Here is a 12,621-nt window from a genome sequence, read left to right as displayed (position 1 = left end):
TGCTTTAAACCTATTGAAGAATGAACATTCTAAAAAACTATCTATGAAAAGCAAAAGGCTTGAAGCTGGGTGGAATGAAGACTATTTGCTCAAAATATTAAATTTAAAAGTATGATTTTGCCCTGAAATACTACTATCCCTATTTTATGGAAATGAAAATTAATCTCTAGAACGTTCGATTAACAGTTGTAAGATTTCAATAAAGCTACAACTAATGTATCTTTGCAAACTATACAAAAGCACAATTAATGAGCACCAATACTATTCAAAACTATATAAAAGCTGTACTAAATAATATGCCTACAGATTGGATAAATCTGACAACGCATCGCTTAGACATCTACAACGAAGAATTAGCAAAAACTGAATTTATAAATAATTTTGAATCATTATTTAATGCAAATAATTCTAATAAATCAACATTAGAAGCGCTCCCAACTGCCTACGATTATATCCGTCTAGGTCACCCTTTATCATCTGTATTAGAATGGGCAATTGCTAGAATGCATAACCTTAAGCCAGAGCAAGTGATTAGTTTTTCTTCACAGAGTATGCCAGTATTAGCGGTTCTTAGAAAAAACCACTTAGATAATAAAGACACGCTAATTACATACACAGATAAACTTCCAGAACATTTTAATACGGAACTTCTTAAACGTGTTTATGGTTATAATTTTAAACTAAAACAAGTAGCAAGTATAGATGCTATTCCTAAATGCAATGGCAGTGTCATTTTTATATCTAATCAAAGTCAGGTTGCTAAAAACAAAATTCATAAATCAATAGATTTTTATTTGAATTTATATCCTGAACTAGGTAGTGTTTTACTAATTAATGGAGAAGCTAATAAAGATTACATTTCAGACATTCAGCACGTAAGGCGAAGAGAAGCTGTCGCCATGACGCCTAATGATACGCTTACAGCATTAACAGCCTTTGCCTGTTCAGTACATTTCGAAACTACACACAATAACAAAGCAAAGCATAAGCAAAGTGTAATAGAAGCGATTAAAATTATAACAGGAACAACAGGTAAACCTCTAGTGGGTTCTAGTGGATTATCAGTGCAATATGCCATTATGATGGGGCTTATTGATGATGCCCAAAAAACTCATCCAGAAAAAGCCATAAAATTTATCGTACCCATAAACTGTTACGGTGGCACAAATGACCAAGCACGGCGTGTTGCTGCTTGTAATCCAAACGTAGCTATTGTAGACTTAGAAGTTGATGGTGATAATGATATGGTAAAAAGTATCGATACGGTATTAAACACCATTGCAAAACAAGATGCTATTCCATACCTCATTGCTGAAATTCCTACAAATCCAAGAGTTGAAGTTCCAGATTTAGAAGCTTTAAAAGCTGTTTTAAATAAAGCCCGAAAAACACCTTCAGGAACTACAGCTGTAGACCCTGTTTTTATATTGGACCAAACGTTTTGTCCAAATATTCAATTTTTAAAAGAAGGTGAGATACTCTCAAACGGAAAAGCTATCTCCTATGCTAGTGGCTCTAAGTTTCCAAGTGGAGGAAAATGCACCGCAGGCTATTGTGTGAGCAATAAAAACACACAAGGTCTGATGGAAAAAATTGAAACACATCTGACACTTTGTGATAATGAAGCTACAGGTTTTCAGTATGAGATATTAGCTCTCCAAATGCCTTCAATGAATCAACGTATTGCAGATGCTTATACAAACACAAGAGAATTTATTTCATATATTGAGAACACATTACCAGAAGCTAAAATTAATTTTGTTAGTGAAGATTTGGCTGAGCATGGTTTTACACCATCTGTATTTTCGTTAGACTTACCTACCAAAGGCAACAATGAAGAAGAAAAAGAAGCTTATAAAAGACAACTCAATCACAAATTGATAAATCTAATGACTACCGAAATCCCTGACGAAAGTAAGTATTGTGTAAGCTACGGACAATTAAAAGGTTGCTACTGGACTATACCTGCAACATCGACTCAAGGCACTACCAAAGAAGGCGACAAAGATTATATTGCACGTGTTGCTTTATCACCTAAAATGAATCTGGAAAAACATAAAGCAGTCTTTAAAACTTTTGCAGATAGTATATAAGCATTTATCAATTTTAAAAAATAGAAATGGATATTTTAAACTGGATTGAAGATTGGTTGACTCAAAACTGCGATGGCGATTGGGAGAAAAATGAAATTATACAAATCACAAATATTGACAATCCAGGCTGGGAAGTAGAGATTGATATTTCTAAAACTTCAGTAGCAAATCTTGAAGTCAAATGGATTCTTAACGAACATAGTAAACTCGATTGGTACGGGGTAAAAATTGAAAATCAAAAATTTACTGCTGCAGGTGATACCAGAAAACTTAGCTTTTTATTGAATTTATTTAGAGAGATGATTGAAAAAGTTGAGCGTCAAGACTAAAGCTCTTGAAGACAAGCTTTTTTAATTTTAAAAATTCGTAACTTTCTAGTGATAAATTAATTTGCATTATTGTGAAAGACTTAAAAAAAGAAGACATTAATCAAGAGGTCTTTGACCTTTATGATGATTATGCACACAACAAACTCAACAGAAGACAGTTTGTAGAAAAACTAGGCATATAGGCCGTTGGGTTGTTACGGTCTCGTCATTACTTAGTTTTATGTCACCTAATTACATAGATAGCCTATTGATTAAACCAGATGACCCATTTGATTTACAAGGAATTTGTAAAGATCATAGTATAAAATGGTCAATTCTTTCATCTCATAAACACAGCTCAGGCGAGTCGATTGAAGTTTGTCATGTTGGATGTAATATGTATGGTTCTTAAGTCAACTTTAAAATGGTAGATAGTTATCAAAATCAAAATAAGAGAGTCCTTTTAGTTGGCAATGGTGTTAATCTTATTGATTCAAGTCAGTCCTTTTCATGGGAGGCACTACTTCAAGAACTAAAGAATACTTATGGCATTAATGTCGATTTAGACAATGTATTTAAACCGTTTCCTTTGGCATTTGATGAAATGATTCACCAGAAACCTAGCTCAAACGATTTTCACGATAAATTAAAAACAATAAAGCAAAAAATAAGTCACAGCATTCAAAAACAAATTGAAGGTAAAAGAGGATTTAATCAATATCACGAAAAGATTATGTCATTACCATACAATGATATACTTACAACTAATTATGATTACTCGTTACAAAAAAGCTTAACTCCAGAATTTCTAAACCTAAAAGAAAAATTTGCTATAAACAAGCAAGAACGGAAATTCAATCTGAAACGAGGATATTCAGTTTCAGATAAAAACATTTGGCACATACATGGATAACTTTTTGACTCTCGTTCAAATTCAGAATCCTCAAAGTATTACAACGAGGAATCTATTATTATGGGGTACGAACATTACGCTTCATATCTGGAGAGAATTCAAGAAAATATTAAGGGAAAGAGCGGCTCACAAAAAGTAGAAAATCAAAGTTTGATGGTTCGATTAAGTAATGGAGAGCCAAGCCCTTACTCGACAGATATATTCTTTACGAACAATATTGATATTGTTGGACAAGGGTTCGATTTTAGTGAGAATCACTTATGGTGGTTGATTAACTATCTTGCCAATGTAATGCGGAATACAAAACCTAAATATGAAGTTAAGGTTAACAATAATATTCAGTTTTTCTACCCTCGAATAAATGGCGCTGACCAAATAAATATAGATGAGTTAAATAACTTGAATAAGCTTATAGAGAAAAAGAACAGTGTCCAAAAATCGAAAGCCATTGCCGATGTGCTAAAAGCATTTAAAGTAAAGCCTAGGCCAATTCAATCAAACTCTTACGAAGATTTCTATGATAATGTCAATTCCAAAATATTTAATATCTTTAATCATAAGAAAATGTTTTTGAAAGGACGATCTACGCGAGTTTCAACGACTTGAAATCGAGGTCCAAAAGGCCTTATAGAACTGTACGAAATCTGTGTAGAAAAGAGAGGGGATTTTCAATGTTGACGAAGTCTTAAGCTTCTGCGTGTACATTAACCTTATTCCTCTCTTTTGTCTTTTCTGTTTTATAGTTAAATATAATAGATTGTAAACTTAAGACGTGTATAATTCATTGCTAGTACTCGCCTACTTACAAAAGTCCTTGCGGACTTTCTATCTGTGATTTATTTACTAACTTTAGTGCTTACAAACGCTACGATTCATATCCAGATCGTTGGCTGTAATTAAAAAAATGAAAAAAGAAATTACGAGATGACTAAAAAAATAATTGAGAATAAAGGTGTCAAGTATTCTGAAATGCTATATGAATTAGTTCAGAAATTTGACCGATATCTACCACAGGAATTGACATTTGAAGAAACACTTGAGGTTGGAATTGAGGCTTGGAATTTCGCCAATAGAAAGGAGTTCTTAACTGAAACTAACCTTTATGAGAAAGAATTAAAGACCTATAATCACTCAGAAACTATTGATAAGATGGTCTCTTTCAAATTGAAAAAATTCTTTGATTACAAAAATATTATAATTGATTTCAGCACAGAAAATAATAGTCTACAAGTAAAAACGCAAACAGCTGAAAATCATTTTGATAGCGTTTTTAGAAGTATTATTTTCAATAATTCGAAATAAAATAAATTCATGACATCTAAGCAGACAGAAAGGATAAATAATAAAATCAAAAAAATTAAAAGTGAACTTCAGGCTGATAAAAGAAGATGGGGCGGATTTTATCACGATGGTGGTGGATTAAGATATTTACCACCAGAATTGTACCTTAAATTAGAAGATTATACAGGTGCTCTAAGATATTTCAATTGGTTTGCTAAGAATTTTCCTGATGACATTGGATACCCAATATTCCTTTTCGAATGGACAATTACCCTTTTTAAAACTAAAAGAATCGATTTAGCAGAAAAGAAAGCAATCCAAACTTTTGCTTCAAATACATATATTTTTGATAAGTTCTTACAGAAAGAGTCACTTCAGTTTGAAAAATCAGAATCATCTAACTGGCAATCTGAACAATTAGTTCAACATTTTAAATATTCAAAAAAACTAGAGAATCTGATTGACTTCGGAGAGTGGTTAGAGAGTTTTACTAAAAGTGAAAAGTTTTATGATTTTGCAAACAAGTTTATTTATTTAAGGCAAAAGTTAGAAAACGAACCAGTTGGGAACAATAGATCGAAAATTATTGAAAGAGAAAATGAACTAATGAAAACTTTTACAGACTGAAATTACTACAGCCAAGGTAACTTAGCCCCTTAATAGTTCGGAGTGATATTTTAAATTTCAAAAGAGACCTTTCACCTCATCAAAATCTAAACCACCATAATTACCAGAACTCATTAGAAGCAAGGCCTTGTTATCAAAACTTTGGGAGAATAAAAAGTCTTTAAAATCCTGTGGGTTGGTGTATATAATTAAATCGTCTCGCTTAAATGCATTCGCAATTTGCTGGTAAGAAACCTCATCTAATTTTTTGATTTCTACTGCGTGTGGTGAGTAAAATACGACTGCTTTATCGGCTGCATCTAATGCGCCTTTGTACTCATTAAGAAATTCTGCATTAAGACTAGAATATGTATGTAGCTCTAAACACGCCAATAATTCTTTATCCTTGTACTGCGCCTTTACAGCTTCGGTTGTTGCTTTTACTTTACTTGGCGAATGTGCAAAATCTTTATATGCTACAGACGTTTTAGATTCTGCAATTTTTTCTAAACGTTTACTTGCGCCTTTAAACGTTGAAATGGCCTCATAAAAATCATCCTCATCAATACCCATATGCTGGCAAATCCATTTAGCACCTGCAAGATTATTAAGATTATGAGCACCAAAAACTTCAATTGGCATTGGACCTTCAGGAGTTTCTAAAAATGTTTCGCCATCTTCAACTGTATAATCGGGTGTTTGATAAGGTAATTTTCGTATTTGATTTTCTGAGGCTTCCACAACGCGTTTTACTTCAGCATCTTCTTCGTTATAATTAATGCTTCCACCACGAACAATCGAGTCGATAAAAATACTAAACTGCTCCACATAGTTTTTATAAGTTGGAAACACATTAATGTGATCCCAAGCTATTCCGCTTAGCAATGCAATATTTGGTTTATATAAATGGAATTTTGGTCGTCTGTCTATTGGTGAGCTTAGATATTCATCGCCTTCCAAGACAATAAAATCGTTTTCTTTAGTGAGTTTTACCATAACATCAAAACCTTCAAGTTGTGCGCCAACCATATAATCTACATCTCTGTCATGATAATGCATAACGTGCAAAATCATGGATGTAATCGTTGTTTTACCATGACTTCCGCCAATAACTACACGGGTTTTATTTTTGGATTGCTCGTACAAAAATTCTGGATAACTGTAGATTTTTAATCCAAGTTCTTGTGCTTTAAGTAATTCAGGATTATCGGTTTTGGCATGCATCCCTAAAACTATAGCATCTAAATCTGAAGTAATTTTTTCAGGAAACCAACCAAATACTTCAGGTAATAAACCTTTTTCTTGTAATCTAGATTTTGAAGGGTCAAAAATAGTATCATCACTGCCAGTAACCTGATATCCTTTATTGTGAAGTGCTAAAGCTAAATTGTGCATCGCTGCACCACCTATGGCGATAAAATGTACGTTCATGTAGCAAATATAATTATAGATAAGAGATTAAGGAATAGAGACAAGCGAAAAAGAGAAATCGTGATTATTTCTTCTTATACCTTTCTACTAATTTCAATTTTCTTATTTCTAAAAGTCAGGGTTTACCGCCAAACTATTAAACAGTTTTGCTTTGGTGTTAAAAAATTTATTCTGAATTACAATAGCCTTTAATTGATTTTCAATGAGTTTAGACTCTCTTGAATTTACTAGAAATACAGAACTTTCTCCTAGTTGAAATTTGCGTTCTTCTGCTCTAAGCATTTGCTCGGAATCACTTACCATTTGTGCAGTAATTTCATTTTGAGTGACGTAAGAATCTAACTCTTGTTTTAATGCATTAATCTTATTCTGAAGTTTAACACGTGTGGCATCAATTTCAAATTCTGCATCGCTAAGTTTAATCTTAGCCAACTTTAAATCTCCTCGTTCTTTTCTCAAGAATAATGGCATACTTATATTAAGACCGCCTTTATAATCAGCTGTATTAAATGAGCGAGCAATATCTGGTGCGCCAGTTAAAAAATTGTATTCTAAATCGATACGAGGTAATAGCATGTTAGCTTTTAATCGACGCTCTACATTTAGACCTTGACGCTTAAAATCTAAAGATCTCATTTTTGGATGCGCGTCAATAACCACTTCATCATATCTTAATTGATTAATATCAAAAGTAGCATCAACAATTGGTTCTGTATCAGTGTCTGGTATAATATTAGGCTGTAATTCAACAGGTATATTATTATCTAACCAAAGAAATGTGGATAGCTCCAATGAAGCTTTTATCATTTTAACACGAGACTGCTCAAGACTTAATTTTCTACTATTTAAAGCAATACGTGCTTCTGTAGCATCTATCTGGGCATTCTCTCCGAGTTCTACACCTCTTAAAATTCCACGGTAACGTAACTCGGCATTGGTTAAAAAGTTTTCAAATAGTTTTAACTCATTGTAAGATTGAAGCCATTTGAAATATACCTTCGATGCTTCAAACAAAATATTATTGACAAAAATATCTCTATCTGCTTTGGCTTGTTCTCTAAATAATCGGGCTTGTTTTAGAGATGCCATTCGGTCATTAATAAGCAAACCTCTAGCTACAGGAACAGACAAACCAGCAGAATACAATCCGCCTTCATCTATAAAGTTTTCTGGATTCAAAAAATCTCCTGTATTTTCTTCAAAAGATGCCTTAAGCTCTACACCAAACCAAGTTGGCACTTTAAATGTTCCATTAAGCCTATCCCAATACTCAGTCCCTTTTAGCTTTTTTCTATCGTAATCTACATCAATCTTTGGGTCAAATGCACCTCGAGATTTCATAAGCTTTGCCTGACTTTCGTCGATAACCAATTCGGCTTGTTTTACTATAGGATGAAACTTCTTTACAAAACCTAAATACTCATCAAAACGTAAAATATTTTGCAAGTCCTCTGTCTGAGAAAATCCTATTATAGTAAAACCAAATATTAGTATGGTAAATTTTAGTTTCATCTAATAACTCATTTTAGTTTTAGATTTACTGCTCTCATCTTCTGGCTGATAATAATTAGGTGGAAAGCCATTAAGCTGCCTCCAAAGCTCAAACCAAATAGGTACATCTTCTAACAATGCCATTGTAAATGCTCCTGAACCTGGACGTACATCTTTTGGCCAAGGATGGTCATCTGGGTCAGGCTTAAGTAATACTCTAAATTTGCCATTCCTTTTAGTTATAAAACGCTCTACCGCTACCACTTCTGCTCCATAAGTCCCATAAGATACGTTTGGCCAACCACTAAAAACAATTGCTGGCCATCCATCAAACTGAACACGTACCTTTTCTCCTTTATGAATTAAAGGTAGATCTATTGGCTCTACAAAAGTCTCTACAGCCAAATCTACCTCCGCTGGTATAATACCTACTAATTCTTCACCTTCTTTAAACGTTTGTCCTATACCGCCTCGCAATGCTGTTTGAATGTAACCATTGTACGGCGCTGTAATATACAATAGCCCATTCCTGATGGTGTAATTTGAAACAGAATTTTCGAGTTTTTGAACTTGTGCTTCAGTATCTAACTGACTAGACAATGCCGAAAATTTTTCGCTTTGAGCTTTTGAAATTTTATCAGCATACTCGGCAGTTATTCGAGATATTTCTAACTCAGCGTTAATAACTTCGTTTTTGCTTACTAATAACTTTGCCTCTTGTGAAGTCTCTTTGGCCTGAGTTTCTTGCAGTTTTACTCTAGCATCTTCCACACGTTTTCTAGCTGTAAATCCATCTTGAAATAACGAATCTGCACGATTGTATTTTATTTGCGCTATTTCTAAGTTTGTTCTAGCAGCGACCAAATCTATACTGTCTGCTTTTACTTTTTGGTAAGTCTGTAAAATCTTGTTTTCAGCCTGTTTGAGCTTTAATCTACGCTCTTGGTTTAAAGCAGTAATTCTTACATCTTGTGCTTTGACTTTACCTTGATATGATTCTACAGAAAATGCTTTAGCTTGCCTTTGTTTTTCTGTTCGCTGAACTAAATTAGGGTCAAAATATTCGCTTTTTACCTCAGCAATTTTCATAATAGTATCACCTTTATTTACAAAATCACCTTCTTTTACAAACCACTCTTGAATACTTCCGGGGATGGGAGACTGAACCGTCTGAGGGCGTTGACCTGGTGTTAAGGAAGTAACATTACCTCGGCCTGAGATATTTTGTGTCCATGGCAAAAATAAAATTATGAGACAAACAATGGCAAAGCCACCTAAAAAACGTCTCCAATATTTGTAATAATCTTTATCAAAAACATGCGATGCCGACTTAAATTCGCTTAAATCTACATTTTTATTTAAAGGATTACGAGATATATTTAACATAATATACTGTTTAAATTATTTGCCCTTTTTTGAGATTTACGACTTGTGTGCAACTACTTTCCCAAGCCTTATTAAAACTAACAACAACCAATGACCATGGGTGCTTTTCATCTGTTAAATACTTAATGATTCGGTTTGTTTCTGCTCTTTCAAAATGCTCTAGAGGCTCTTCTAAAACAAGCATGTTTGGTTGTTTGAGTATCGCTCTTGCTAACATGATTTTTTTGGTTACCGTGAAAGGAATTTGTCTTCCTTCTGGATAAATAACTGTATTTAAGCCAAGCTCTGTTTCCTTTAGAAAATCATACAAACCAACCACAGATAAAATCTCTTCAATTTTCTGTTGAGTTATAGATTTATCACCAAGCGTAAGATTTTCTTTAATACTTCCTTCAAAGGGTGTTTCATCACTTAAAACTAGTCCCAAATGCGCTCTGTAACTATTTATCTTTAAATTACTAATAGAAGTTTGATTCAAAAAAATACGTCCGTTACTTGGCTTAAAAATTCCTGATAAAATTCGGATTAAAGTCGACTTGCCCGAACCACTTTCACCTGTTACTAAAACCCTACTTTTTGAGTTTAATTTTAGTGAAACACCGTTTAAGATTGGTAAACTTCTATCTGGAACCACATATGTCACTTTATCCAATTCTATATTAAAATCTTTATCTACAACAACTTCTTCTCCTTCTTGGGGTTCAATTTTCTTATCTACCACTTGACCCATTTTTTCTAATGATGTTAATACATCATAAAAAGATTCTAAACCAAGAATGAGTTTTTCTACTGATCCGATGACCAAAAGAATTATGATTTCTGCGGCAACAAACTGCCCTATATTCATCTCCTGACTAAGCACTAATAATCCTCCTATGACGAGTAGTCCTGCAGTTACAAGAACTTTAAACCCTATCATTTGAATAAATTGTATGATTAAAATTTTAAAATGTCCTTCTCGTGCTATTAAATAATCTTCGACTAATTTGTCATTCTTATCAATTGCCAAAGACGTTTTTCCTGATATTTTAAAGCTCATTATGGCACGAGCTACTTCTTGAATCCAATGCGCAACAATATATTTTTTCTTAGACTCCTTTAAACTTGTGAACATTCCATGTTGAATAGTGTACTTAAATACAATGTAAATAAGTACAATAAGTAAAACACCAAATGCTATAAAGAACGGATGGTAAAACGATAAAAGAATAAGTGCAAATACAATCTGTAGCACTGCTGTTGGTACATCGATTAAAAGTTTTGCCAAACCCTTTTGTACCGTTAATACATCAAAAAAGCGATTTGCTAATTCTGGCGGATAGTAATTGTGCAATTCATCCATTCTAATTTTAGGAAATCTATAGGTAAATTCAAAAGAGGCACGCATAAATAAACGTTGTTGTATAGTCTCTATGATACGCATTTGCATCAATTGTAGTACACCAACAAATGCAACACCAACGGTTACTAAACACACTAAAACAATCCATGAAGTACTTACTTGGGCGCCTTGGATTAAATTTATGATAGCTTGTATACCTAGTGGTAATGTTAAACTTATCAAACCTGAAAATACTGCATAATAAATGACCTGAGATAAATCCCTTTTTTCTAGCCTAAGCAGACTAATAAAGCGCTGCCATGGCGTTAAGATAGGTTTTTGGTTATTCATATTTTATTTAGATTTAATTGCGTTAATGGTTAATTCTTTAAAAAATCTTGTCGGTGTCACCTCCTCATTACAATCGGTAATGGATTGAAAATGTTCCTTTAAAAAATGCTGGTGCAATGCGCCTTCTACAATAGTACTTGCTATACTAGAGGCAAAGTTGTACTTAGGATTTACATCCAAAATCATTTCGCGAAGTCTTTTTATTAGACGTTTATAAATTACGAAGTAACCTTCCTTATTTTCACTATCGACCTCTTTAGTGAGATATGATTTTGAATATTCGTTAATGATAATTCTATTTAATTTTACTTCATTTATATGAGAAAAATCATAGTCTTCTTTTATGGTTTGTGTTACTACCTCAATTGCTTTTAGCAACTTATCTGTAGTATCTGGCACGTTAGATGTTGCAAAGACTAATTGATATTCTATCCACGCCCAATACCATGATGTTAGATATAACAAAAGCCTATGCTTACTTTCAAAATAACGATAGATAGAACTCTCGTTTGAGCCAATTTTTGCGCCCAACTTCTTGAAGGTAAAATTATCAAAACCAATTTCATCGATTAATAGAATGCTATTTCCAATGATACGCTTACCCAAATCTGAAGACTCTGGATCTTTCAGAAAAATTTTTTCGGGCACCGATATCTTAATGCTTGAAAGTAAATTTTTCATTACTAATTATTTAATTTGCAAATATAATAGTAATACTATTAATTTAAAATAATTAACAAATATTTAGCAGCTATGTATTTACACCTAGAACTATTTCAAAATGAGAAAACTTATTATTTGTTTAGTATAGAAGTTTTTTCTTTCAAAGCTTGTTTAAAATTTGATCTAATAGAAAGTGCTTTCTTTATATAAGACAACACCTTGTCTTTTATATTCTTGTGGTTTTGAATTTGCGCCAATCTATAATACCCCATTCGACAGGCACAGCGTCTGCAGCGGAATAATTATTAATATATGTAAGCAAACAACTTTCGCCTTTATTCAAATTAATACCATAATAAACTGATACTTTTCCTAATTGTTAATGTAAAGCATTTCTATGATGCTTTTCTTGTGAAGACTCTATGGTTTAAATCGCTTTTTCTGGTTGGTTGTTAGATTGGTAATGATTAGCTAATTTTCATGTGTCTTTCAGCTTTTTCGTTACCTCTTTGACTTACAGTGTTTAACGTGTTTATTGTTTGATTTTTGACTAAAAAAACCCTAACCCATTTATAGGTTTCGGTATTTTATCTATTTTAATAAGTAGCAATACGTTAAGAAAATTAAAATTTCATGTTCATGCTCCCTCATTGATTACTCTCGGATTGGCGATACTCTTGGGTGCTTAACGTTTGTTATCAGTTTCATGTTCGGGGTTTCCTGTTTTGCAGGATGTTTCAACCTCCAGTAAAAATCGACCTTTTTAAATTATGCTAC

At 33.0% G+C, this 12,621-nt stretch carries 11 protein-coding genes and 1 pseudogene; 7 read left to right on the top strand and 5 right to left on the bottom strand.

All coding sequences use genetic code 11. The features are described from left to right. Positions 1-248: 248 nt before the first annotated feature. The 7 genes and pseudogenes from HKP48_RS07740 to HKP48_RS07710 all read left to right on the top strand — a co-directional run bounded on the left by HKP48_RS07740 (position 249) and on the right by HKP48_RS07710 (position 5,222). Complete coding sequence (locus HKP48_RS07740) at positions 249-2,093, top strand: PLP-dependent transferase (protein WP_296344531.1); 1,845 nt, start codon at positions 249-251, stop codon at positions 2,091-2,093. Between the two features lie 26 nt (positions 2,094-2,119). Further along, positions 2,120-2,422, top strand: coding sequence for an immunity 53 family protein (locus HKP48_RS07735; protein ID WP_296344529.1), 303 nt, complete (start codon positions 2,120-2,122; stop codon positions 2,420-2,422). Positions 2,423-2,493: 71 nt separating this feature from the next. Then, positions 2,494-2,690 (top strand): annotated as a pseudogene (locus HKP48_RS07730) (dienelactone hydrolase family protein); the annotation flags it as partial. Between the two features lie 135 nt (positions 2,691-2,825). Beyond that, complete coding sequence (locus HKP48_RS07725; protein WP_296344527.1) at positions 2,826-3,314, top strand: hypothetical protein; 489 nt, start codon at positions 2,826-2,828, stop codon at positions 3,312-3,314. 60 nt (positions 3,315-3,374) lie between these two features. After that, positions 3,375-3,920, top strand: a complete 546-nt coding sequence (locus HKP48_RS07720) for a hypothetical protein (RefSeq protein ID WP_296344524.1) — start codon at positions 3,375-3,377, stop codon at positions 3,918-3,920. Positions 3,921-4,238: 318 nt separating this feature from the next. Then, positions 4,239-4,616, top strand: a complete 378-nt coding sequence (locus HKP48_RS07715) for a hypothetical protein (RefSeq protein ID WP_296344522.1) — start codon at positions 4,239-4,241, stop codon at positions 4,614-4,616. Between the two features lie 9 nt (positions 4,617-4,625). Beyond that, positions 4,626-5,222 (top strand): hypothetical protein, encoded by a 597-nt coding sequence (locus HKP48_RS07710; RefSeq protein ID WP_296344519.1) that lies wholly within the window; start codon positions 4,626-4,628, stop codon positions 5,220-5,222. 57 nt (positions 5,223-5,279) lie between these two features. On the opposite strand, the gene HKP48_RS07705 is transcribed toward HKP48_RS07710, so the two are convergent. The 5 genes from HKP48_RS07705 to HKP48_RS07685 all read right to left on the bottom strand — a co-directional run bounded on the left by HKP48_RS07705 (position 5,280) and on the right by HKP48_RS07685 (position 11,862). Further along, entirely contained in the window at positions 5,280-6,632 is a 1,353-nt protein-coding gene (locus tag HKP48_RS07705) for a Mur ligase domain-containing protein (RefSeq protein WP_296344517.1), read from the bottom strand. Between the two features lie 108 nt (positions 6,633-6,740). Next, on the bottom strand, positions 6,741-8,144 hold the full coding sequence (locus tag HKP48_RS07700) for a TolC family protein (protein ID WP_296344516.1): 1,404 nt from the start codon (positions 8,142-8,144) through the stop codon (positions 6,741-6,743). Beyond that, entirely contained in the window at positions 8,145-9,509 is a 1,365-nt protein-coding gene (locus HKP48_RS07695) for an HlyD family efflux transporter periplasmic adaptor subunit (protein WP_296344514.1), read from the bottom strand. A gap of 10 nt (positions 9,510-9,519) precedes the next feature. Next, positions 9,520-11,181 (bottom strand): ATP-binding cassette domain-containing protein, encoded by a 1,662-nt coding sequence (locus HKP48_RS07690; RefSeq protein ID WP_296344512.1) that lies wholly within the window; start codon positions 11,179-11,181, stop codon positions 9,520-9,522. Between the two features lie 3 nt (positions 11,182-11,184). Next, positions 11,185-11,862 (bottom strand): TetR/AcrR family transcriptional regulator, encoded by a 678-nt coding sequence (locus HKP48_RS07685; protein WP_296344509.1) that lies wholly within the window; start codon positions 11,860-11,862, stop codon positions 11,185-11,187. Between the last annotated feature and the right edge of the window lie 759 nt (positions 11,863-12,621).

It is taken from the genome of Winogradskyella sp. (assembly GCF_013042245.1).
In the GTDB taxonomy this organism is placed as follows: Bacteria; Bacteroidota; Bacteroidia; order Flavobacteriales; family Flavobacteriaceae; genus Winogradskyella.
The sequence above is the reverse complement of the archived record's forward strand: the minus strand, read 5'-3'. Positions and strand labels throughout refer to the sequence as shown.